The organism is Actinacidiphila sp. DG2A-62 (assembly GCF_035825295.1).
Taxonomy (GTDB): Bacteria; Actinomycetota; Actinomycetes; order Streptomycetales; family Streptomycetaceae; genus Actinacidiphila.
This window is the reverse complement of sequence record NZ_JAYMGI010000002.1, coordinates 7,001,267-7,024,557: the sequence shown is the minus strand read 5'-3', so window position 1 is coordinate 7,024,557 and position 23,291 is coordinate 7,001,267. Positions and strand designations below refer to the sequence as shown.

Annotated in this window: 21 protein-coding genes and 1 pseudogene; 19 read left to right on the top strand and 3 right to left on the bottom strand. The window is 73.8% G+C overall.

The features are described 5' to 3' along the window. Positions 1-548 precede the first annotated feature (548 nt). Positions 549-1,667 (bottom strand): annotated as a pseudogene (locus VSR01_RS31310) (YihY/virulence factor BrkB family protein); the annotation flags it as partial. Between the two features lie 18 nt (positions 1,668-1,685). Here VSR01_RS31310 and VSR01_RS31305 point away from each other — a divergent pair. Next, positions 1,686-3,356 carry an acyl-CoA dehydrogenase family protein gene (locus VSR01_RS31305; RefSeq protein WP_326452375.1) on the top strand — a complete coding sequence of 557 codons (1,671 nt, stop codon included), beginning with the start codon at positions 1,686-1,688 and terminating at the stop codon, positions 3,354-3,356. A 76-nt stretch (positions 3,357-3,432) separates the two neighbouring features. Further along, on the top strand, positions 3,433-3,954 hold the full coding sequence (locus VSR01_RS31300; protein WP_326449134.1) for a hypothetical protein: 522 nt from the start codon (positions 3,433-3,435) through the stop codon (positions 3,952-3,954). Here the strand turns inward: VSR01_RS31300 and VSR01_RS31295 are convergent. Then, positions 3,946-4,778, bottom strand: a protein-coding gene (locus VSR01_RS31295) for an IS5 family transposase (RefSeq protein WP_442785589.1) whose coding sequence is annotated in 2 segments (ribosomal slippage) — positions 3,946-4,424 and positions 4,424-4,778 — 834 coding nt in all. Because the reading frame shifts where the segments join, the coding sequence is not laid out codon by codon here. The genes VSR01_RS31300 and VSR01_RS31295 overlap by 9 nt on opposite strands. A 305-nt stretch (positions 4,779-5,083) precedes the next feature. Between VSR01_RS31295 and VSR01_RS31290 the strand changes: the two genes are divergently transcribed. The 17 genes from VSR01_RS31290 (at position 5,084) to VSR01_RS31210 (ending at position 22,305) form a co-directional block, all read left to right on the top strand. Continuing rightward, a complete protein-coding gene (locus tag VSR01_RS31290; RefSeq protein ID WP_326452373.1) occupies positions 5,084-6,310 on the top strand; it encodes a GAF domain-containing protein in 1,227 nt (408 codons plus the stop codon). A gap of 93 nt (positions 6,311-6,403) precedes the next feature. Continuing rightward, a complete protein-coding gene (locus VSR01_RS31285) occupies positions 6,404-6,955 on the top strand; it encodes a GNAT family N-acetyltransferase (RefSeq protein ID WP_326452372.1) in 552 nt (183 codons plus the stop codon). 69 nt (positions 6,956-7,024) lie between these two features. Further along, positions 7,025-7,108 (top strand): putative leader peptide, encoded by an 84-nt coding sequence (locus tag VSR01_RS31280; RefSeq protein ID WP_322899662.1) that lies wholly within the window; start codon positions 7,025-7,027, stop codon positions 7,106-7,108. A 186-nt stretch (positions 7,109-7,294) separates the two neighbouring features. Beyond that, entirely contained in the window at positions 7,295-9,019 is a 1,725-nt protein-coding gene (locus tag VSR01_RS31275) for a nitrite/sulfite reductase (protein WP_326452371.1), read from the top strand. After that, a complete protein-coding gene (locus VSR01_RS31270) occupies positions 9,016-9,225 on the top strand; it encodes a hypothetical protein (protein ID WP_326452370.1) in 210 nt (69 codons plus the stop codon). The genes VSR01_RS31275 and VSR01_RS31270 overlap by 4 nt, the downstream gene beginning before the upstream one ends. Next, positions 9,222-9,926, top strand: coding sequence for a phosphoadenylyl-sulfate reductase (locus VSR01_RS31265; RefSeq protein WP_326452369.1), 705 nt, complete (start codon positions 9,222-9,224; stop codon positions 9,924-9,926). The genes VSR01_RS31270 and VSR01_RS31265 overlap by 4 nt, the downstream gene beginning before the upstream one ends. A 44-nt stretch (positions 9,927-9,970) precedes the next feature. Then, positions 9,971-10,510: an adenylyl-sulfate kinase gene (gene cysC / locus VSR01_RS31260; RefSeq protein ID WP_326453919.1), complete on the top strand. Its 540-nt coding sequence runs from the start codon at positions 9,971-9,973 to the stop codon at positions 10,508-10,510. Then, the gene (cysD, locus tag VSR01_RS31255; protein ID WP_326452368.1) at positions 10,507-11,442 is read left to right on the top strand and encodes a sulfate adenylyltransferase subunit CysD; all 936 of its coding nucleotides are present in this window, start codon (positions 10,507-10,509) and stop codon (positions 11,440-11,442) included. The genes cysC and cysD overlap by 4 nt, the downstream gene beginning before the upstream one ends. 2 nt (positions 11,443-11,444) lie before the next feature. Beyond that, positions 11,445-12,812: a sulfate adenylyltransferase subunit 1 gene (locus VSR01_RS31250; RefSeq protein ID WP_326452367.1), complete on the top strand. Its 1,368-nt coding sequence runs from the start codon at positions 11,445-11,447 to the stop codon at positions 12,810-12,812. Further along, positions 12,800-12,925: a hypothetical protein gene (locus VSR01_RS31245; RefSeq protein ID WP_326452366.1), complete on the top strand. Its 126-nt coding sequence runs from the start codon at positions 12,800-12,802 to the stop codon at positions 12,923-12,925. The genes VSR01_RS31250 and VSR01_RS31245 overlap by 13 nt, the downstream gene beginning before the upstream one ends. Before the next feature lie 167 nt (positions 12,926-13,092). Then, complete coding sequence (locus VSR01_RS31240) at positions 13,093-14,238, top strand: aliphatic sulfonate ABC transporter substrate-binding protein (protein ID WP_326452365.1); 1,146 nt, start codon at positions 13,093-13,095, stop codon at positions 14,236-14,238. Positions 14,239-14,374: 136 nt separating this feature from the next. Then, on the top strand, positions 14,375-15,169 hold the full coding sequence (locus VSR01_RS31235; RefSeq protein WP_326452364.1) for an ABC transporter ATP-binding protein: 795 nt from the start codon (positions 14,375-14,377) through the stop codon (positions 15,167-15,169). Further along, on the top strand, positions 15,156-16,190 hold the full coding sequence (locus tag VSR01_RS31230) for an ABC transporter permease (RefSeq protein ID WP_326452363.1): 1,035 nt from the start codon (positions 15,156-15,158) through the stop codon (positions 16,188-16,190). The genes VSR01_RS31235 and VSR01_RS31230 overlap by 14 nt, the downstream gene beginning before the upstream one ends. Continuing rightward, a complete protein-coding gene (locus VSR01_RS31225; RefSeq protein ID WP_326452362.1) occupies positions 16,187-16,993 on the top strand; it encodes a sirohydrochlorin chelatase in 807 nt (268 codons plus the stop codon). The genes VSR01_RS31230 and VSR01_RS31225 overlap by 4 nt, the downstream gene beginning before the upstream one ends. An 86-nt stretch (positions 16,994-17,079) precedes the next feature. Then, complete coding sequence (locus VSR01_RS31220) at positions 17,080-18,336, top strand: acyltransferase family protein (RefSeq protein ID WP_326452361.1); 1,257 nt, start codon at positions 17,080-17,082, stop codon at positions 18,334-18,336. A gap of 285 nt (positions 18,337-18,621) precedes the next feature. Continuing rightward, positions 18,622-20,940, top strand: coding sequence for an MMPL family transporter (locus tag VSR01_RS31215; RefSeq protein ID WP_326453918.1), 2,319 nt, complete (start codon positions 18,622-18,624; stop codon positions 20,938-20,940). A gap of 501 nt (positions 20,941-21,441) precedes the next feature. Further along, the gene (locus tag VSR01_RS31210; RefSeq protein WP_326453917.1) at positions 21,442-22,305 is read left to right on the top strand and encodes an aminoglycoside phosphotransferase family protein; all 864 of its coding nucleotides are present in this window, start codon (positions 21,442-21,444) and stop codon (positions 22,303-22,305) included. A 141-nt stretch (positions 22,306-22,446) separates the two neighbouring features. On the opposite strand, the gene VSR01_RS31205 is transcribed toward VSR01_RS31210, so the two are convergent. Beyond that, positions 22,447-23,169 carry a 3'-5' exonuclease gene (locus VSR01_RS31205; protein WP_326452360.1) on the bottom strand — a complete coding sequence of 241 codons (723 nt, stop codon included), beginning with the start codon at positions 23,167-23,169 and terminating at the stop codon, positions 22,447-22,449. Between the last annotated feature and the right edge of the window lie 122 nt (positions 23,170-23,291).

Sequence of the window (23,291 nt, the reverse complement as noted above, 5' to 3'; positions counted from 1 at the left end):
GGACCGGGCCGACCGGGCCGACCGGGCCACCGGGCCACCGGGCTGGGGCCGTACGGCGCGCGGGGTCAGGGCTGACGGTGGTCGGAGCCATGCCGGGGCCGCGGGGAGGCGGGCGGCCCCGGGGGCAGGTGCGGGGGGTGCGACGGGTGCGGAGAGGGCGCGGCGTACGGCGGTCCCTGCGGCGGCTCGGGAGGCAGCGGCGGCCGGGGAGGCTGCGGGGGCAGCCTCGGCGGCTGGTCCGGCCACACCGGCTGCGGCGCTCCCGGCGCGGGCACGGGTGAAGGCGCCGACAAAGGCGGCAGCGGCGACGCCGGGGGGCGCAGCCCCGGCGGCGGCTCCGGCGGCTGCCGCGCCGGGTCCTGTCCGCGCGGGCCGGACACGGGCCGGCCAGGGGTCGGCCCGTCGGACGGCTGCCGGCCGGGCATCGACCGGTCGGGCGAGGGCTGACCGGGCAGCGGCTGCCCGGTCAGCGGCTGCCCGGGCAGCGGCTGGCCGGCGGCCGGCTGCCCCGGCATCGTCCGGCCCGGCAGCGGCGGCTCGGAGCGCCGACGCAGCCGGGAGCGCACGTCGCCGTGCGGCAGGATGTCCGCCCAGCGCTCGGGGTACTCCGCGGGCGGCTCGCCGTCGTCGTCCTCGTCCTCCCCCGCCTCGGCCGCGGCGGCCTGACGGGCCCGCCGCGCCGCCGCGCGGGCGACCACCTCGGCCGCCGCGGCCTCCCGCAGCCGCGCGTTCTCCTCGCGCGCGGCCTTCGTGGCCAGCGACGGCCAGACCCGGTCGACCGCGGCGTTGACGGCCGCGCCGACCAGCACCGCGAAGGCGGACACGCCGATCCACAGCAGCACCGCGACGGGCGCGGCCAGCGAGCCGTAGATGGTCGGACCCTCCACCGCGTGGGTGAGATAGATGCGCAGCACGAAGCTGCCGACCACCCACATCAGCAGGGCGACCAGCGCCCCCGGCACGTCCTCGTACCAGGGCGACCTGACCGGCACCGACACGTGGTAGAGGGTGGTGAGGAAGGCGATCGAGGCGAGCAGCACGAACGGCCAGTACAGGACGTGCACGGTGCCGGCGCCGCCGGGCAGCACGTCGGTCACCGCGTCCGGGCCGACCACCACCAGCGGCAGCACGGCCGCGCCGAGCACCAGCGCGACCACGTACAGCCCCAGGGACATCAGGCGGGTCATGACGATGCCGCGGCGGCCCTCCAGGCCGTACATGATCGTGATGGTGTCGACGAAGACGTTGACCGCGCGCGAGCCCGACCACAGGGCGATCAGGAAGCCGAGGGAGATCAGGTCCGGGCGGCGGCCGTGGAAGACGTCGTCGACCAGCGGTTTGACCAGCTGGTTGACGCCCTTGTCGGAGAGCACGGTCGAGGACGCGCTCAGAATGTTGTGCCGGATGTGGTCTATGGTGTCGAGCCCGATGACGGTGTCGACGTAGCCGAGCGCCCCGACCAGGCCGAGCAGCAGCGGGGGCAGCGAGAGCAGCACGAAGAAGGCCGCCTCCGCGGCGAGCCCGGTGACGCGGTACTCCATGCAGGAGTCGACCGTGTCCTTGAGCAGCAGCCAGGCGACCTTGCGCTTGGAGACGTTCCGGTACAGGGCCCGCGCCCTGTGCCACCGGGTCGGACGCCGATGGCTTCTTTCTTCCGCTGCTTGCACGCCCTTACGTTAGCTGGCATGACCACCCTCACTCACACGGTGACGAACCAGGCTCCCCCGCTGGTGGGCCACGACGTCTACAGCACCGACCGCGCCCTCGTCGAGGCGGTGGCGCGGCACGCCGATCCCGGCCGGCTGGCCGGCATCGAGGCGGAGCTGGCCGAGCTGGGCCGGGCCGCGGGCTCCGCGCAGGCGCAGAAGTGGGCGGAGGAGGCGAACACCTACGCACCGGTGCTGCGGACGCACGACCGCTACGGCAACCGGATCGACGAGGTGGAGTTCCACCCGTCCTGGCACCGGTTGCTCGGCCACGCGGTCTCCGCCGGGCTCACCGACGCCTGGTCGCGCCCGGACGGCCATCTGCGCCGGGCGGCCGGCTTCCTGGTGTGGTCGCAGGTGGAGGCCGGGCACGGCTGCCCGGTCTCGATGACGCACGCGGCGGTCCCGGCGCTGCGGGCCGAACCGGAACTGGCCGCCGAGTGGGAGCCGCGGCTGGGGTCGCGGACCTACGACCCGCAGCTGGTCGCGCCCGGCGCCAAGCCCGGGGCGCTGTTCGGGATGGGCATGACCGAGAAGCAGGGCGGCTCGGACGTGCGGGCCAACACCACCCGGGCCGAGCCGCTGGCGGAGCCGGGCGCCTACGCGCTGACCGGGCACAAGTGGTTCTGCTCCGCGCCGATGTCGGACGGCTTCCTGGTGCTGGCGCAGGTGCCCGGGGGCACCTCCCGTGCCGAAGGCTACGGGGGAGGGCTGACCTGTTTCCTGCTGCCGCGGGTGCTGCCCGACGGCAGCCGCAACGTCTTCGCGATCCAGCGGCTGAAGGACAAGCTGGGCAACCGCTCCAACGCCTCCAGCGAGGTCGAGTTCAGCGGCACCTGGGCGCGGCGGGTCGGCGAGGAGGGCCGCGGCGTCGCCACGATCATCGGCATGGTGGCCGCGACCCGGCTGGACTGCGCGCTCGGCTCGGCGGCGCTGATGCGGCAGGCGGTGGCGCAGGCGGTCCACCACGCGACGTACCGGCAGGCGTTCGGCGGGCCGCTGGTCGACAAGCCGCTGATGCGCAACGTCCTGGCGGACCTGGCCCTGGAGTCCGAGGCGGCCACCACCACGGCGCTGCGGATGGCCGCGGCGTACGACGCGGACACCGAGCAGGAGCGGGCGCTGCGCCGGCTCGGCGTCGCGGTCACCAAGTACTGGGTGACCAAGCGGTGTCCCGCGGTGGCGGCCGAGGCGCTGGAGTGCCTGGGCGGCAACGGGTACGTGGAGGAGTCCGGGATGCCGCGGATCTTCCGCGAGTCGCCGCTGAACTCGGTGTGGGAGGGCTCGGGCAACGTCCAGGCGCTGGACGTGCTGCGGGTGCTCCAGCGCGAGCCGCGGGCGCTGGACGCGTTCCTCACCGAGATCGGCCTGGCGCGCGGCGCGGACCACCGGCTGGACGCGGCGGTCAAGGACCTGTTCGCCGACCTCGCCGACCTGGAGGGCATCGAGGCCCGCGCACGCCGGGTGGTCGAGCAAATGGCCCTGGTCCTGCAGGGCTCCCTGCTGGTACGCCACGCCCCGCCCGCGGTCGCCGACGCCTTCTGCGCCTCGCGCCTCGGCGGCGACTGGGGAGCCGCCTTCGGCACCCTCCCGGCCGGCCTCGACCACGCCGCGATCGTCCGCCGGGCCGCCCCGGTGGAGGCGGAGTAACCGAGGGGCGAGGACACGACGAACACCGGGGCTGAGGGCCCGGAGGCGAGACGCCGGCAATAAGACATCGTTTCTTATGGTCGGCCCCACCCCCTTCCAGGCGGGGATACTGCTTTCAGTGCTGTTGACATGGATCGCTGAGGTGGCCGAAGAGCCGCTTGCATTGGAGCCGGGTAACCGGCGGGTGGAGTGGGAGACGAACACCTGGTCGCTGGGTGCAGGTGACGAGGACGGGCGGCCGTTGTCCGCTGCCGAGGTGGTCGCTGCCTTCGAACAGACTGCTGCCGGCATCCGGGAACGCATTCGCGAGCTGGGCTTCTCCGGAGTGGCGACGTTCTATGTGTGGCACGACGGGCAGGCCGGGCAGCTCCGGTGCTCGACCGGCTCCGTTCCTCCGGAGGAGTTGCCGTTCGACGGCACCTACAGGGTTGCCGACCAACTTGGTCCGATCGTGGAGGGTTTCCTGGCCGACAACATGCCAGGGGTCGTCGCCTGGCCGGAGCTGGACGAGGCGGACGGCCACTTGGAGCAGGTCATGACGGAGCCTGAGATCGCGCCCTTGCGTGTCTGCACCAGCAGCGTTGGAACCTCACACTGAATGCCCTTGCGCATCTAGGCGGGCGAGTCGGCGGTGGCCGATGAGGATTGCGGCTATGCCGACGAAGGCGAGGAAGTGCTCGGCCTTGCGTTCGTAGCGGCGGTGGAGCCGTCGGCAGCCGGCCAGCCAGGAGACGGTTCTCTCCACGACCCAGCGGTGTCGGCCCAGCCGTTGTGAGGACTCGATGCCTTTGCGGGCGATGCGGGGGCGGATGCCGCGCTCGCGGAGCCATCGGCGCAGGTGGTCGTAGTCGTAGCCCTTGTCGGCGTGCAGTTTCGCCGGCTTCCGTCGCCGGGGCCCGCAGCGGGAGCGGATGGGCGTGATGCCTCGCACGAGCGGCTCCAGGCCCTGGCTGTCGTGCATGTTCGCGCCGGAAATCCCCAGGGACAGGGGCAGCCCGTTCCGGTCGGTGATCAGGTGGATCTTCGATCCGAGTTTGCCGCGGTCGGTCGGATTCGGTCCCGTCAAAGGCCCCCTTTTGTCGCCCGCAGACTGACCGAGTCGATAGCGCACCGCGACCAGTCCAACTCGCCCCGCGCCCCGAGCTCGTCGAGGATCACGCGATACAACCGCGCCCAGACCCGCTCCCGGCTCCACTGGGCGAACCGCTGGTAGACCGTCTGCCAGGCCGGCCCGAACACCGGCGGCAACTGCCGCCACGTGCAGCCCGACGTCGCCACGAAGATGATCGCAGCCAGAGCCTCGCGGTCACCAGCCCGGCGTCGGCCGCCGCCCTGCGGACGTATCACCTCAGTCGGTGGCACCACCCGCCGGAACAACACCCACAACTCGTCCGGCACCAACCGCTCAACCAGATCCGTCATGCACGGAACAACGAACGATCGCGCCATAAGAAACGAAGTCTAAAACGAAAACGGCGCCGCGCCGACTCGGCGCCGTTTTCGGTGACGCGGCGTCACTCTCGGTCCAGGGCGCGCGCGCCGCAAGGGTTGCAGCCGGTTGCAACGCGCGGCGGGGCGCAGCTCACCGCCCGGGTGACAGCAGCCACCCGCCGCGGCGGTGATGACCGATTGCGCTGCGCCCGGCGGGGCCCGAGGGGCAGCATGGGACCGTGGCACGACGCGGACAGAGCGGGAGGGACGTGGCTCAACCACCAGTCGGACCGGCGGTGCCCGCGAGGGACGTCGCCGCCCAGGAGGCCGCACCGGCCGGGGACGCGCCGCACGGCTCGGCCCGCGCGGTGATCTCCGAGTCGTGGTCGCGGGCGCTGCGGCTCGGCGTGGACCCGGAGTCGGGCCGCGGCACCGAGCCGCTGAGCACCGACGAGATCGAGTACCGCCGCGGCGCGGGGCCGATCCGCACGGTGCTGCCGGCGCTGCGCGAGGGCCTGGTGCCGATCGCGGACGCGGCGCTGCACCTGATGGTCGTCACCGACGCCGAGGGCCGGGTGCTGTGGCGCGACGGCAGCCTCGCGGTGCGCAGGAGCGCGGACCGGCTGGGCTTCGCGGAGGGCGCGTCCTGGGCGGAGGAATCGGTCGGCACCAACGCGATCGGCACCGCGCTGATCACCCGCGCGCCCCTCCAGGTGCACTCCACCGAGCACTTCGTCCGCCTGCACCACCCGTGGACCTGCGCCGCGGCCCCGCTGCACGACCCGCGCGACGGGCGGCTGATCGGCGTGGTGGACGTCAGCGGTCCGGCGGCGAACCTGCATCCGTCGACGCTGTCCCTGGTGACCGCGGTGGCGCGGGTCGCCGAGGCGGAGCTGCGGGCGGCGCACTGGGCGGCGGTGGAGCGGCTGCGGGCGATCGCCGCGCCGATCCTGGCCCGGATCGGCGGCCGGGCGCTGGCCGTCGACCCCAACGGCTGGACGGCCGCGGTCACCGGGCTCGCGCCGGTCGACCGGGTGGCGCTGCCGGCGCCGGCCCGGGCCGGGCAGACCTGGCTGCCGTCGCTGGGCCGCTGCACCCTGGAACCGCTGCCCGGCGGCTGGCTGGTGCGGGTCGCCCCGCAGGACGGGCTGCCCGCGCCGAGCCGGGTGCTGCTCGATGTGAGCCGGCCGGGGGCCGCGACGGTGACGGTGAGCGGCGCGGCGGGGAGTTGGTCGCAGCGGCTGAGTCCGCGCCACGCCGAGCTGCTGTTCGTGCTGGCGGCGCGGCGCTCGGGGCGCAGCGCGGCCGAGCTGGCGGCGGACCTGTTCGGCGACCCGAGCCGTACGGTCACCGTGCGGGCGGAGATGTCCCGGCTGCGGCGCAACCTCGGCGGGGTGCTGGCCCACCGGCCGTATCGTTTCGCCGACGGCGTGGACGTGAGCCTGCTGCGGCCGACCCGCGCGCACGACCTGCTCCCCCACTCGGTGGCCCCCGCGGTGCTGGCGGCGCGGCTGGCGCCTTGACGTCCGCGGCCCCTGAGCTGTGCGGAAACGTCACGGCAGCCGGCCCCGCCGCCCCGGGCCGGGCTGTCACACCCCGCCCGTACAGTGGCCGGTATGACGGCGACGCCCACCGAGCCCGGGACCACGCCCGTGACCACGTGGTATCTGGAGATGACCGCCGCGGCCGAGCTGCGGCCGGCCGCCGCGCCTGCCTCGGGCGCCGGCGTGTCGGTGGTGCGGGCCGAGATACCCTCCGCGCCGTTCAGCCGGTTCCTGTATACGGCGGTGGGCGGCGACGTGTCGTGGACGGACCGGCTGGAGTGGCCGCCCGAGCGCTGGGCGGCGTATCTGGAGCGGCCCGGCTGCGAGACATGGGTGGCGTACGAACGCGGCACGCCCGCGGGGTACGTGGAGCTGGAGGCGCAGGACGACGGCGCGGTGGAGATCGTGTACTTCGGGCTGCTGCCGGACTTCCGCGGCCGGGGCATCGGCGGCCACCTGCTGTCCTACGGCGCCGCGCGGGCCTGGGACCTGGCCGCGCGGTGGCCGGGCCGGGAGCCGACCGCCCGGGTGTGGGTGCACACCTGCTCGCTGGACGGCCCGTACGCGCTGGCCAACTACGAGCGCCGCGGCTTCAGGGTGACCCGGACCACATCGTCTCACTAAATGGGATATTGACGTCCACATAGCGGATGTCGGTGGACGCTCCGGAGACCGGCGTGCCACGCTTTCGTCATGTCGCGCACGGGAATCGCCTTGGTAGGTCGGCCGCACGTCGACTTCTGCCGCGTGTCCAGCGCCATCTGTCCGGCGGGCTGACCGCACCCGGCGCCCCTGACGCGTCACCCCTGTCACTCCTGCGCCGTCCCCGCCGTCGTGGACGCGCGGGCCTCGCCACGCCCGCCGCCCGTCGAGCGGCCCGCGTCGCGCCCGACCGGCCAGGTCAGGGGACCGGCGCGCGCCTTTCCGACCCGCTCGTCAAGCCTGCCCGAAGGACGCAACGCCATGGCCGCCAGCCCCGAACACCCCCAGCCCCCGGCCGCGCCCGCACGCGCCGCCGCGCCCGCGGGCCGCCGCAAGTCCGGGCGCCACCGCGGCGAGGGCCAGTGGGCGAAAGGGCATTTCACCCCGCTCAACGGCAACGAGCAGACCAAGAAGGACGACGACGGTCTCAATGTGCGGACACGCATCGAGACGATCTACGCCCACGGCGGCTTCGACTCGATCGACGGCGCCGACCTGCGCGGCCGGATGCGCTGGTGGGGCCTGTACACCCAGCGCCGCCCCGGGATCGACGGCGGCCGCACCGCGGTGCTGGAGCCGGAGGAGCTGGACGACCGCTACTTCATGATGCGGGTCCGGATCGACGGCGGCCGGCTGACGGTGGCCCAGCTGCGGGTGATCGGCGAGGTGTCCCAGGAGTTCGCCCGCGGCACCGCGGACATCACCGACCGGCAGAACATCCAGCTGCACTGGATCCGGATCGAGGACGTGCCCGAGATCTGGCGCCGGCTGGAGGCGGTGGGCCTGTCCACCACCGAGGCGTGCGGCGACGTGCCCCGGGTGATCATCGGCTCGCCGGTGGCCGGCATCGCCGAGGACGAGATCATCGACGGCACCTGGGCGATCGAGCAGATCCACGACCGGTACATCGGCAGCAAGGAGTTCTCCAACCTGCCGCGGAAGTTCAAGACCGCCATCTCCGGCTCGCCGCTGATGGACGTGGTGCACGAGATCAACGACGTGTCCTTCGTCGGCGTCGAGCACCCCGAGCACGGCCCCGGCTTCGACCTGTGGGTCGGCGGCGGGCTGTCCACCAACCCGCGGCTCGGCGAGCGGCTCGGCGCCTGGGTGCCGCTGGCCGAGGTGCCCGAGGTGTGGGCCGGGGTGGTCGGCATCTTCCGCGACTACGGCTACCGCAGGCTGCGTTCGCGCGCCCGGCTGAAGTTCCTGATGGCCGACTGGGGCCCCGAGCGGTTCCGCCAGGTGCTGGAGGAGGAGTACCTCAAGCGCCCGCTCGTCGACGGCCCCGCGCCGCGGCTGCCGCAGCAGGTCTGGCGCGACCACATCGGCGTGCACCGGCAGCAGGACGGCAACTTCTACGTCGGCTTCGCGCCGCGCGTCGGCCGGGTGGACGGCGCCACGCTCACCAAGATCGCCGAGATCGCCGCCGAGCACGGCTCGGACCGGCTGCGCACCACCACCGACCAGAAGATGGTGGTGCTGGACGTGCCGGGCGAGCGGGTGGAGTCGCTCACCGCCGCGCTGGAGTCGCTGGACCTGCGGGTGCGGCCGTCGTCCTTCCGGCGCGGCACCCTGGCCTGCACCGGGATCGAGTTCTGCAAGCTGGCGATCGTGGAGACGAAGGACCGCGCCTCCGCACTGATCGACGAACTGGAGCGACGGCTGCCGGAGTTCGACGAGCCGATCGGCATCAACGTCAACGGCTGCCCCAACTCCTGCGCCCGCATCCAGACCGCCGACATCGGTCTGAAGGGCCAACTGGTCACCGACGCCGAGGGCAACCAGGTCGAGGGCTTCCAGGTGCACCTGGGCGGCGGCCTGGGCCTGGACGCCGGCTTCGGCCGCAAGGTCCGCGGCCTGAAGGTCACCTCCGCCGAACTCACCGACTACGTCGAGCGGGTGCTGCGCCGCTTCCAGCAGGAGCGCACCGACGGCGAGCGGTTCGCCCAGTGGGCGGCCCGCGCCTCCGAGGAGGCGCTGTCGTGACCGAGCGCGCCGCGCCCTTCCACTGCCCCTACTGCGGCGACGAGGACCTGCGCCCCTCCGAGCAGGGGCACGGCGCGTGGGAGTGCCACGCCTGCAACCGCGCGTTCCAGCTGAAGTTCCTCGGCCTGCTGGCCGAGGGGTTCGCCGCCCGGGAGGCGTCGGCCTCCCGCACCCCGCACGTACCGCCGTCTGGAGGCGCCACGTGACCACCGCACAGCACACCGACGAGGAACTGCGGCAGCTCGCCGAGCAGGCGGGCCGCGACCTGGAGGACGCGTCCGCCACCGACATCCTGCGCTGGGCCGTCGACACCTTCGGCAGCCGGTTCTGCGTGACCTCCTCGATGGAGGACGCCGTGGTCTCCCACCTGGCCTCGCGGGTGGCGCCGGGCGTGGACGTGGTGTTCCTGGACACCGGCTACCACTTCCCCGAGACCATCGGCACCCGCGACGCCGTCGCCGCGGTGATGGACGTGAACGTGATCACCCTCACCCCGCGGCAGACCGTGGCCGAGCAGGACGCCGAGTACGGCCCGCGGCTGCACGACCGGGACCCCGACCTGTGCTGCGCGCTGCGCAAGGTCGCGCCGCTGGAGGAGGGCCTGAAGGGCTACGACGCGTGGGCGACCGGGCTGCGCAGGGACGAGTCGCCGACCCGCGCGAACACCCCCGTGGTCGGCTGGGACGCCCGCCGCGGCAAGGTGAAGATCGCCCCGATCTCACGTTGGTCTCAGAAAGACGTGGAAGCGTACGTCGCCGAGCACGGCGTACTCACCAATCCGCTGCTGATGGACGGCTATGCCTCCATCGGCTGCGCGCCGTGCACCCGCCGGGTGCTGGAGGGCGAGGACGCGCGCGCCGGCCGCTGGGCGGGGCTGGGCAAGACCGAGTGCGGGATACACCTGTGACCACATCCACCGTCGCGACCGCCGCGACCCACCGGGAGGACGCCATGAGCACCGGGGCCACCGTCTGGCTCACCGGCCTGCCGAGCGCCGGCAAGACCACCGTCGCGCTGGCGCTGGCCGAGCGGCTGCGCGCCGACGGCCGCCGGGTCGAGGTGCTGGACGGCGACGAGATCCGCGAGTTCCTCTCCGCCGGCCTCGGCTTCAGCCGCGAGGACCGGCACACCAACGTGCAGCGCATCGGCTTCGTCGCCGAACTCCTGGCCTCCCACGGGGTGCTGGTGCTGGTGCCGGTCATCGCGCCGTACGCGGACAGCCGCGAGGCGGTCCGCAAGCGGCACCAGACCCAGGGCACCGGCTACGTCGAGGTGCACGTCGCCACCCCCGTCGACGTCTGCGCGCGGCGCGACGTCAAGGGCCTGTACGCCCGGCAGGCCGCGGGCGAGCTGAGCGGGCTGACCGGCGTGGACGATCCGTACGAGCCGCCGGAGGACCCGGACCTGCGGATCGAGACGCAGGGGCGCACCGTCGAGCAGTCGGCGGCGGCCGTGCACGCACTGCTCGTGGAGAGGGGACTGGCGGCATGACGACCACCGTGGCGCACCCGGAGGCGACGGGCAGCCCGTACGCGCTGACCCACCTGGACGCGCTGGAGTCCGAGGCGGTGCACATCTTCCGCGAGGTGGCGGGCGAGTTCGAGCGGCCGGTGATCCTCTTCTCCGGCGGCAAGGACTCGATCGTCATGCTGCACCTGGCGCTGAAGGCGTTCGCGCCGGCGCCGGTGCCGTTCGCGCTGCTGCACGTGGACACCGGGCACAACTTCCCCGAGGTGCTGGACTTCCGGGACCGCACGGTGGCCGCGCACTCCCTGCGGCTGCACGTGGCGAAGGTGCAGGACTACATCGACGACGGGCGGCTGCGCGAGCGCCCCGACGGCACCCGCAACCCGCTGCAGACGGTGCCGCTGACCGACGCGATCCGCGAACTGCGCTTCGACGCGGTCTTCGGCGGCGGCCGGCGCGACGAGGAGAAGGCCCGCGCGAAGGAGCGGGTGTTCTCGCTGCGCGACGAGTTCTCCCAGTGGGACCCGCGCCGCCAGCGCCCCGAGCTGTGGTCGCTGTACAACGGCCGGCACGCGCCGGGCGAGCACGTCCGGGTCTTCCCGCTGTCCAACTGGACCGAGCTGGACGTGTGGCAGTACATCGCGCGGGAGCGGATCGAGCTGCCGCGGATCTACTTCGCGCACGAGCGCGAGGTGTTCGCGCGCAACGGCATGTGGCTGACCCCCGGCGAGTGGGGCGGGCCGCGGGACGGCGAGCCGGTGCAGACCCGCCTGGTGCGCTACCGCACGGTCGGCGACATGTCCTGCACCGGCGCGGTGGACTCCGACGCGACCACGCTGGAGGCGGTGATCGCGGAGATCGCCGCGTCCCGGCTGACCGAGCGCGGCGCCACCCGGGCCGACGACAAGCTGTCCGAAGCGGCGATGGAAGACCGCAAGCGCGAGGGGTACTTCTAGCCATGACGAGCACCACGCAGTCCCTCGGCGCCGGACCGGGCGCGGACGCCCAGGCCACGCTGCTGCGCTTCGCCACCGCCGGCTCGGTGGACGACGGCAAGTCGACGCTGGTCGGGCGGCTGCTGCACGACTCCAAGTCGGTGCTGACCGACCAGTTGGAGGCGGTCGAGCGCGCCTCGCTGACCCGCGGCCAGGAGGGCCCGGACCTCGCGCTGCTGACCGACGGCCTGCGGGCCGAGCGGGAGCAGGGCATCACCATCGACGTGGCCTACCGGTACTTCGCCACCGCGCGCCGCCGCTTCATCCTCGCCGACACGCCCGGCCATGTGCAGTACACCCGCAACATGGTCACCGGCGCCTCGACCGCGGAGCTGGCCGTGGTGCTGGTGGACGCGCGCAACGGCGTGGTCGAGCAGACCCGCCGGCACGCCGCGGTGGCCGCGCTGCTGCGGGTGCCGCACGTGGTGCTCGCGGTGAACAAGATGGACCTGGTGGACTACGCGGAACCGGTGTTCGCCGCGATCGCCGAGGAGTTCACCGGCTACGCCGCCTCGATGGGCGTGCCCGACGTGACCGCGATCCCGATCTCGGCGCTGGCCGGGGACAACGTGGTGGAGCCGTCCTCGCACATGGACTGGTACGGCGGCCCGACCGTGCTGGAGCACCTGGAGACCGTGCCGGTCAGCCACGACCTGGCCGGGTGCCCGCCGCGCTTCCCGGTGCAGTACGTGATCCGGCCGCAGAGCGCCGAGCACCCGGACTACCGCGGCTACGCGGGCCGGATCGCCTCGGGGATGTTCCGGGTGGGCGACGCGGTGACGGTGCTGCCGTCCGGCCGGACCACCACGGTCGCGGGCATCGACGCGCTGGGCGAGCCGGTGGACAGCGCGTGGGCGCCGCAGTCGGTGACGCTGCTGCTCGCCGACGACCTGGACGTCTCGCGCGGCGACCTGATCGCGCCGGCCGCGGACGCGCCGCCGATCGGCCAGGACGTGCGGGCCACGGTCTGCCACCTGCACGAGCGGCCGCTGCGGATCGGTGAGCGGGTGCTGCTCAAGCACGGCACCCGGACCGTCAAGGCGCTGGTCAAGGAGCTGCCCTACCGGATCGACCTGTCGCACGGGCTGGCCCACCAGGACCTGCCGGAGCGTCTTGAGGTCAACGACATCGGCACGGTGGTGCTGCGCACCGCGGAGCCGCTGCCGATGGACCCGTACGCGGTGTCCCGGCTGACCGGATCGTTCCTGCTGATCGACCCGGCCGACGGCGCCACGCTGACCGCGGGCATGGCCGGCGAGGCGTTCGCCGCGCCCGCCGGCGCCCAGGCGCCCGCCGGGGCGGGCGCGGACGACGGCGGATGGGACTTCTGACCGTGCAGCACCAGGCCACGGAGGCGTTCTCCGGTTTCGCGAAGGAGGGCGGGCGCGTCGGCAGCGGCTCGCTCGGCTCGGGCACGGGCGGGGTCGCGCGATGTGCGGGCTGACGGTCCGCTCGCGTTTCCGCCGTTCCCGCCGCGCACGCGCCACCGCCGTGCCCGCGATCCGCGCGGCGCTCCCCGCGCCGCACCGCTGTCGAAGACCTGACGCCACTCCGGCCGCGCCCTGACGTACGACGGGCGCGACACGCCGGGCCTTACGAGAGGACACCTCCGTGTCTGCCCAGCTCCGCCCGTCCGCCCGCTCCTCCTCCCGCCGTCGCAGACTCGTCGCCGCGGCGACCGCCCTGCCGATCCTGTTCGGCGCGCTGGCCGCCTGCGGCTACGGTTCCGACAAGTCCGACGACAGCGCCGCGACGCCCGCCGCGACGGGCGGCAGCAGCAGCGCCGTCAAGCTGTCCGCCGACGAGGTGAAGATCGGCTACTTCCCGAACCTGACCCACGCCACCGCGCTGGTCGGGCTGAAGGAGGGCTTCTTCCAGCAGGAGCTGGGCGCCACGAAGATCAAGCAGGCCACCTTCAACGCCGGGCCCGCGGAGATCGAGGCGCTGAACGCCGGCTCCATCGACATCGGCTGGATCGGCCCCTCGCCGTCCATCAACGGCTACACCAAGTCCGGCGGCAGCGACCTGCGGATCATCGCGGGCTCGGCCTCCGGCGGCGTGAAGCTGGTGGTCAACCCGAAGAAGATCAAGACCCTGGACGACGTCAAGGGCAAGAAGATCGCCACCCCGCAGCTGGGCAACACCCAGGACGTGGCGCTGCTGAACTGGATCAGCTCGCGCGGCTGGAAGGTCGACGCGCAGAGCGGCAAGGGCGACGTGTCGGTGATCCGCACCGACAACAAGATCACCCCGGACGCGTACAAGAACGGCTCGATCGACGGCGCGTGGGTGCCGGAGCCCACCGCCTCGAAGCTGGTCGCCGAGGGCGCCAAGGTGCTGCTGGACGAGAGCACGCTGTGGCCGGACAAGCTCTTCGTGATCACCAACGTGATCGTGTCGCAGAAGTTCCTGACCGCCCACCCGGACGTGGTCGAGGCGGTGCTGCGCGGCTCGGTGAAGACCAACGCGTGGATCAACGCCAACTCCGACAAGGCCAAGGCCGACGCCAACGACCAGCTCAAGGCGCTGACCCAGAAGGCGCTGCCGGCGAACGTCCTGGACCCGGCCTGGCAGTCGATCAAGGTGCTGGACGACCCGCTGGCGTCCACCGCCAAGGCCGAGGCCGAGCACGCGGTGGCCGCGGGCCTGCTCAAGGCCCCCAAGCTGGACGGGATCTACGACCTGACGCTGCTCAACAAGGTGCTGACGTCGCAGGGCAAGCCGGCGGTGAGCGCCGCGGGCCTCGGCACGCAGTAGGCGCCCGTGACCGGTCCCGCCACCGCTGGCCGCGACCGGTCCCACACCCACGACCCCCGAGCGATCCCGTATCCGCGCACCGATCCCGTATCCGCACACCGATCCCGTATCCGATGACCCCCAGGAGGTGACACCCATGGCCGACACTCTGACCGGACCCGCGGCGCCGGCCGCCCGCCCCGCCGCGTACGCCGCGCGCCTGGACCACGTGTCGAAGGCGTTCGGCCGGCCCGGCGCCCGGCAGGCCGTGCTCGACGGCATCACGCTGGACGTGGCGCCCGGCGAGTTCGTCTGCCTCCTGGGGGCCTCGGGCTGCGGCAAGTCGACGCTGCTGAACCTGGTCGCCGGGCTGGACCAGCCGTCGGCCGGCAGCATCGACGCGCCCGGCAGCAGGCCGGCGCTGATGTTCCAGGAGCACGCGCTGTTCCCGTGGCTGACCGCGGGCCGCAACATCGAGCTGGCGCTGCGGCTGCGCGGGGTGCCGCGCGAGGAGCGCCGCCCGGAGGCCGAGCGGCTGCTGTCGCTGGTCCGGCTGGGCGGCGCGTACCGCAAGCGGGTGCACGAGCTGTCCGGCGGCATGCGGCAGCGGGTGGCGCTGGCCAGGGCGCTGGCCCAGGACAGCTCGCTGCTGCTGATGGACGAGCCGTTCGCCGCGCTGGACGCGATCACCCGGGACGTGCTGCACGACGAGCTGACCCGGATCTGGTCGGAGACCGAGCTGTCGGTGCTGTTCGTCACCCACAACGTGCGGGAGGCGGTGCGCCTGGCGCAGCGCGTCGTGCTGATGTCCTCGCGCCCGGGCCGGATCGCCCGGGAGTGGCGCATCGACATCCCGCAGCCGCGCCGCATCGAGGACGCCGCGGTGGCGGACCTGTCCGTGGAGATCACCGAGGAACTGCGGGGGGAGATCCGCCGTCATGGCCAGCACTGAGGCCGGCGCGCAGGGCGCCGACACGAAGACCGGGCACACCGGGGAGACCGAGCAGCTCGGGCAGACCGGGAAGACCGGGAAGACCGGGAAGACCGGAACGTCCGGGGAGGCGGCCGGCGCGGTGGTGGACCGGGGCGACCCGAACGGCCCGCACGGTCCACGCGACGACCTGTCCGGCCTGGAGGCGGGGCTGGACGCGCTGGAGACCGTGTCCGTCGGCCGCGCCCCGGTCGGGCAGGTGCTGCTGAAGAAGGTGGTGCCGCCGCTCACCGCGATCGTGCTGGTGGTGGCGGTGTGGCAGATCGCGGTGGCGGCGGGCGTGTCCGACCCGACCAAGCTGCCCAGCCCGCACGCGGTCTGGGGCGAGCTGCGGGACCGCTGGGAGGCCGGCGACCTGTTCTCGATCATCTGGACCAGCGTCGAGCGCGGCCTGCTCGGCTTCCTGGCGGCGCTGGCCATCGGCACCCCGCTGGGCCTGGTGGTGGCCCGGGTGCCGTTCGTCCGCGCGGCGATCGGCCCGATCCTGTCCGGGCTCCAGTCGCTGCCGTCGGTGGCGTGGGTGCCGGCCGCGGTGATCTGGCTGGGCATCGAGGACTCGGCGATGTACGCGGTGATCCTGCTGGGCGCGGTGCCCTCGATCGCCAACGGCCTGGTGTCGGGCATCGACCAGGTGCCGCCGCTGTACCTGCGGGCCGGCCGGGTGATCGGCGCGACCGGGGTGCGCGGCGCCTGGTACGTCCTGCTGCCGGCCGCGCTGCCCGGCTACGTCGCGGGGCTGAAGCAGGGCTGGGCGTTCTCCTGGCGGTCGCTGATGGCCGCGGAGCTGATCGCCTCCTCCCCCGACCTCGGCGTGGGCCTCGGCCGCTACCTGGAGAACATGCGGGAGGGCTCGGACATGGCCGGCGTCTTCCTGGGCATCCTGCTGATCCTGTTCGTCGGCATCGCCATCGACCAGATCGTCTTCAGTCCGCTGGAGCGCTGGGTGCTGCGCAGCCGCGGCCTGACCGCAAGGAACCAGTGAGCGCGCGGCGCGTCCTGCGGCTGGTCCCGCCGGCGCCGGCGCCGCCGCCGCTGCTGGTGGTCGCGCACGGCTCGCGCGACCCCCGGCACGCGGCGACCGTACGGGCGCTGACCGCGCGGGTGGCGGCGGCGCGGCCGGGGCTGCGGGTGGAGACCGCGTTCCTGGACTTCTGCGCGCCGTCCGTGCCGCGGGCGGTGCGGCTGCTGGCCGCCGACGCGGTGGCCGAGGCCGTGGTGCTGCCGCTGCTGCTGACCCGCGCCTTCCACGCCAAGTCCGACATCCCCGCGGTGCTGCGGGAGGCCGCCGCGGCGCTGCCGCCGCTGGGGCTGCCGGTGCCGCGGCTGCACACCGCCGCGGTGCTCGGGCCGTCGCCGCTGCTGGTCGCCGCGCTGGAGCGGCGGCTGCGCGAGGCCGGCCTGACCGCGGCCGACCGGGCCTCGACCGGTGTGGTGCTGGCCTCCGCGGGCTCCACCGACCCCGAGGCGCGCGCGGTGATCGCCGGGATCGCCCGGCGGTGGCGGCGCAGCGGCTGGCGCGCGGTGCGGCCCGCGTACGCCTCGGCCGCACTCCCCCGCACCGGGGACGTCGTCCGGCGGCTGAGGGCCGACGGTGTACGGTCGGTCGCCGTGGCTCCGTACGTCCTCGCGCCCGGCTTCCTGCCGGACCGCATCGAGCGCGGCGCCCGCGAGGCCGGGGCCGATGTGCTGGCGCCGGTGCTGGGCGACGCCCCCGAGGTCGCCGAGTTGCTGCTGCGCCGGTACGACGAGGCGCGTTCGCCTGTGGGTCGTCTTGTGGTTGCCTGAGAGCAACCTTTCGGTCGGTTGGTCGGTCATGTGATCGAGGGTTCCGGAGCCCTGTAACTGGAGGACGACACCGGAACGGTGGACGCATGGCCCAGATCGAGCATCGGGAGACGACCGCGCCGCAGGCAGCGACACGGGGGACGGAGGAGGGAGCGGGCGGACCGGGGGGACCTACGGCGGGCGCCGCCGGGGCGGGGACGACGACGAAGGTCCCGCTGCCGGCCGCGGCGCCGACGGGGAGCGTCGCGGCGCCGCGCCCCGGAGTGCGCAGGGACCGGCTGGCGGCCCTCGACGGGCTGCGGTTCCTGGCCGCGATGTCGGTGGTGCTCTTCCACTTCATCGGCCAGACGCCGTGGGCGATGGTCGACATCTGGGGGCTGCCGTACCAGCAGACCTTCCCCGCCGTGCACCGCTACTTCGCCTTCGGGCGGCTCGGCGTCGACCTGTTCTTCCTGATCAGCGGCTTCGTCATCTGCATGAGCGCGTGGGGGCGCAGCCCGCGGGACTTCTTCATCTCCCGGGTGACCCGGCTCTACCCGATGTACTGGGTGGCGATCGTGCTGTCGGCGTGCGTGATCTACCTGACCGACAGCCCGTTCGGGCATCCCAACCCGCGGCTGCTGTTCGCGAACTTCACCATGCTGCAGACGCCGCTCGGGGTGGACAACCTGGACCCGGCGTACTGGACGCTCTGGCCGGAACTGTGCTTCTACCTGACCTTCGCGGTGGTGGTGTGGAAGGGCTTGAGCTACCGCCGGGTGGTGGTCTTCTGCGGCCTGTGGACGGTCGCCACGGTGCTGGCGCCCGGCGCGCGCATCCCGCTGCTGACGCTGATGGTGAACCCGACCTCGGCGCCGTACTTCATCGCCGGGATGGCCTTCTACCTGATGTACCGCTACCGGCCGACGCCGCTGCTGTGGGGCATCGTGGCGATGTCGTGGCTGCTGGCGCTGCACTTCCTGCTGGCGCCGGGCGGCGGGCGCAACAACTGGGACACATGGTCGCCGTGGCGGGGCTGGCTGGTGCTGGTCATCACCGTGTTCTTCGCGCTGATCGCGGCGATCGCGCTGGGCTGGACCCGGTGGCTGCGCTGGCGCGGGCTGACGGTGGCCGGCACGCTCACCTTCCCGCTGTACCTGCTGCACGACACCGTCGGCATGACGGTCGCCCACCGCTACGGCACCCGGGTCGACCCCTGGGTGCTGGTCGGGGTCACCGTGGCGGCCCTGGTGGGGCTGTCCTATCTGGTGCACCGGTTCGCCGAGCAGCCGATAGCGCTGGCCATGCGGCGTTCGCTGAAGACCGCCGCGTTCAGCCTGCAGCCGCCGGCGCCGCGGCGCTGAGCGGCCGGCGCCGGCCCGCCGGCAGGCGCCGCGCGGCCCGCGCCGGCCCCGGGAGCCGACCGGTGTAGGGGACAACCAGGAAGGGGAGGGTGGGGCTGTCCCCACCCCTGAGGGGGAGAACACCCGCCGGGAAGTCACCGGTTGGCCGGATGGGTCGCGCGTCCCCGCCCCCCTAGCGTCATGGGTGGACGGAGCGGCAGGTCAGCCGCCACCCAGACTCCTCGAAGGGGGCACACCGTGAGTCGCGCACGCGCACACGGCAGCAGGACGGGAATCGCGGCGGCGATGGGCGGCTGGAGCGCCCGGCACCGCTGGGCGGCGGTGGGCGGCTGGCTGCTCTTCGTCATCGCGGCACTCATGATCGGCCAGGCCGCCGGCCGGGTCGACGTGGACGAGGACCGGGCGATGCCCGGCGAGGTCGCCCAGGCGGCCACCATCATCGACGACGCGGGGCTGCAGGACGCGGCGGGCGAGATGGTCCTGGTCCAGGTCACCCGGCCCGGCGCGAGCGTGTCGGACCCGGCGGCGCACACCGCGGTCGCCCAGGTGATCGCCGCGGTGAAGGCGACCGGCCAGGTCACCGCGGTCACCTCCCCGTACGACACCGGGGCGGTCTCCAAGGACCACCGCTCGGCGCTGGTCCGCTTCGACATGCGCGGCGATCCCGACACGGCCTCGGACCGGGTGCAGCCGGTGCTGGACGCGGTGGCGAAGGTGCAGAAGCAGCACGGCGACCTGAAGGTCGAGGAGTTCGGCGACGCGAGTTCGAACAAGGCGATCGACAACGCCTTCGGCTCGGACTTCAAGACCGCCGAGTTCTCCGCGCTGCCGGTGGCGCTGGGCATCCTGCTGATCGCCTTCGGCGCGCTGGTCGCCGCGCTGCTGCCGGTGGTGCTGGCGATGAGCGCCTTCCTCGGCGCGACCGGGGTGGTGGCGCTGGTCAGCCACAAGGTGCCGATGAGCGACACCGCCAACTCGGTGATGCTGCTGGTGGGTCTGGCCGTCGGCGTCGACTACTGCCTGTTCTACCTGCGCAGGGAGCGCGAGGAGCGGGCCGCGGGGCACGACCCGCAGACGGCGCTGCGGATCGCGGCGGCCACCTCGGGCCGCGCGGTGCTGATCTCCGGCGTCACGGTGATCGTGGCCATGGCGGGCATGCTCTTCACCGGGATCGGCGACTTCAAGGCGATGGGCGTCGCCACCATGATCGTGGTCGCGATCGCGATGTTCGGCTCGGTGACGGTGCTGCCGGCGCTGCTGTCGCTGCTGGGACACCGGGTGGAGAAGGGCAGGGTGCCGTTCCTGGCCAGGGCGCGGCGGGCCCGCGCCCGGCGCACCGGGGCCGCGGCGAACGGCAGCCGGGTCTGGCGCGCGGTGCTGCGTCCGGTGCTGCGCAGCCCGAAAGCGGCCGTGCTGGTGGCCGGCGGCGCTCTGGTGGCCATCGCGATCCCCGCGTTCGGCATGCACACCGAGAACCTGTCGATGGATCAGGAACTGGGCGACAGCCTGCCGATCGTGCAGACCTACGAGCACATCGACGCGGCCTTCCCCGGCGGCCCCGAGCCGGCGAGCGTGGTCGTCAAGGCCGACGCGATCGGCGCGCCCGCGGTCCGGCAGGCCATCGCCGCCTTCCGCACCGAGGCGGTGGCCTCGGGGGCCAGCACCGGCCCGGTCACGGTGACGGTGCACGCCCGGCAGAACGTCGCGGAGATCCAGGTGCCGCTGGCCGGCGGCACCGACCACAAGCGCGCCGAGGCCGATCTGAAGCTGCTGCGCGACCACGTCAGGCCCGACACGCTGGGCAAGGTGGCCGGACTCCAGGCGCCGATCAGCGGTGAGACGGCCGGCTCGATGGACTTCAACCACAAGATCACCAGCAGTGTGCCGCCGGTGTTCGCCTTCGTGACGGTCTTCGCCTTCCTGCTGATGCTGCTGTCCTTCCGGTCGCTGACCATCGCGATCACCTCGATCGTGCTCAACCTGCTCTCGGTGGGCGCCGCCTACGGTGTGCTGACGGTGGTCTTCCAGCACGGCTGGGGCGCCTCGCTGGTCGGCGCGACCGGCACCGGCGCGGTGGTCGCCTGGCTGCCGCTGTTCCTCTTCGTGATCCTGTTCGGGCTGAGCATGGACTACCACGTGTTCGTGGTCTCCCGGATCCGCGAGGCGCGGATGCGCGGCCTGAGCACTCGGGACTCGATCGAGCAGGGCGTCACCACCACCGCGGGCGTGGTCACCAGCGCCGCCGTCATCATGGTCGCGGTGTTCGCGATCTTCGGGACGCTGTCGATGCAGAGCATGAAGCAGATGGGCGTCGGCCTGGCCTTCGCGGTGCTGATCGATGCGACGGTGATCCGCGGGGTGCTGCTGCCGGCGGTGATGACGCTGCTGGGCGACCGCAACTGGTACCTGCCCAAGGCCCTGCGGTGGCTGCCGGACATGACGCACGACGAGTCGTCGCTGCCGAAGGCGCCGGCCGCCGCCTCGGATCACCCGGTCCGGCCGGGCCACCCCGGCCACCCGGCGCAGCCCGGTCATCCGGCGTACGGCGGCGCGCCGCACGGCGGCGACCAGCGGCCGGAACGCCCGGTGGCCGACCGGGTGTGAGCGGCGGAGCGGTCCGGCAGGGCCCGGTTCGGACCGGTTCACGGAACGTCACATGACGAGCGGTCAGGCCGCGGTGTGCCGGGGTAGGAATACCCGGCGCGCCGTGGCCTGACGGCGTGTTCGGGACCCGGCGAGACGCGCCGGCGTGCGGATGCGAGACTTGCCCTGCGCACGCGCGCCGGTGCCGCCGGCATATGCGGGCGGACGCGGTCGACCCGGCGCGCGTACCGCACGCGTACGGCGCCGGTACGACACGGGCACAGCGGGCGAACGGCACGACAACGGCACGACAACGACAAGGGCACGCAAGGCCACGCAAGGGCACGGCAGGCGCGCCGCACGTCGGGTGACGGGCGGCACACGGTGGACGCGGACGGACGGGACACGGGAGGGCGGCCCGTGGTACATCATCAGACGCGGCAGGGCAGAGCAGGACACACCGGACGCGGCGGGGCGGACCGCGCCGGGCGGGCGGACTTCGAGGGCTTCGAGGGGCTGGGCATGGCGGGAGCGGTGTTCACGCAGGACCGGGCACGTGCGGTACTCGACGCCGCCGGGCACCACGAGGCCGAGCTGCTCTCCTTCGGGGAGAACGCGGTCTTCGCCGCCGGCCGCCTGGTGATCAAGGTGGGCCGGGGCGCGGACCTGCTGGACCGGGCCCGCCGCGAAGTGCGCACCGCCGACTGGCTGGCCAAGCACGACGTGCCCGCGGTCCGCTCCGCGGAGTCGGAGGTGCGGCTGGTCGAGGGCCACCCGATCACGTACTGGCAGCGGCTGCCGGAGTCGCTGCGGCCGGCCGAACCGGCCGACGTGGCACCGCTGCTGACGCTGGTGCACGCGCTGCCCGAGCCGGACTTCGGGCTGCCGCCGCGCGACCTGCTGGGCGGCGTGGAGCGCTGGTTGCGGATCGCCGGGGACGCGATCGACCCGGCCGATGCCTCGTTCCTGCGCCGGCGCAGGGACGGTTACGCGGAGGCCGCCGCCTCGCTGCGGCCGCACCTGCCGCGCGGACCGATCCACGGCGACGCGCTGCCGCGCAACGTGCACATCGGTCCCGACGGCCCGGTCCTGGTGGACCTGGAGACCTTCTCCAGCGACCTGCGCGAGCACGACCTGATCGTGCTCGCGCTCAGCCGGGACCGCTACGGGGTGCCCGCGGCGGACTACGCGGCCTTCACCGAGGCCTACGGCTGGGATGTGACGACCTGGGACGGCTGGGAGGTGCTGCGCGGTGCCCGCGAGACGGCCAGTTGCGCCTGGGTCGCCCAGTTCGCGCCGGCCAGCCAGGCGGCGCTCACCGAGTTCCGCCGCCGGGTGGCCTCGCTGCGCAACGCGGACCCCACGGTCCGCTGGTACACCTTCTAGCTCCGGCCGTTTCCGCCGGCCCCTGATCCGCGGGCGCGCCGACCCCGCCGGCGCGCCCTCCCCCGGAGACACACGCCCTCTGCCGGAGGCACGCGGCCTCGCCCGGCGACGGCCGCGGACCCGGCGGCGCCGCCGTGGCGGCTACGGCCGGACCGCCTCGGTCGCCGCGGACCGCAGGGGCCAGGACGGGTCCACGTCCGGGTCCGCGGAGCCCTTGCGGCGCAGCCAGGCCGCGAAGTCCTCCGCCCACGCGGCGTACCACCCGGTCTGCAGCGCCTGGAGTTCGACCAGGTCGGCGCCGCCGACTTCGGGGAAGCGCAGCGCGAGCGCCCGCGCCACCCGGACCGCGGCCAGCGCGTCGGCCCCGGCGTCGTGCGCGCCCTCCAGCACCACGCCGTAGACCTGGCAGGCGGCCTCCAGGGTGCGCTTGCCGCGCCGGTAGCGGTCCAGCGCGCGGTCCACCACCAGCGGGTCGACCACCGGTCCCGCGGGGGCGCCCGCGGCGACCAGCGGCGGCAGGGCGTAGCGCCTCAGTTCCTCATCCAGAAGGGTGAGGTCGAAGGGCGCGTTGTAGACGACGACGGGCACCCGGCGGGCCCAGTAGCCGCGCAGGGCGTCGGCGACCTCGGCGACGACCTCGGGGGCCGGGCGCCCGTCCGCGGCGGCCCGCGCGGTGCTGACGCCGTGTATCGCGGTCGTCTCGGGCGGGATCGGCACCCCCGGGTCGGCCAGCCACGTCAGGTGCCTGACCGGCTCCCCGCTCTTGACCTCGGTGACCGCCGCCGTCACGATCCGCGCGGTGCGCGGGTCCGTGCCCGTCGTCTCCAGGTCGAAGCCGACGAGCAGCTCCTCGTGCCATGCCATGGCGCGTCCTTCCCTCCCGAATCCCCCGTTTGCTCCGCCATCATCCCGTGCGGCACTGACAGTCGGCCGCGCGGCACGGCCCGGCCCGAGGCGCGGCGGGGCCGCCGCGCGGCCCCGCCGCC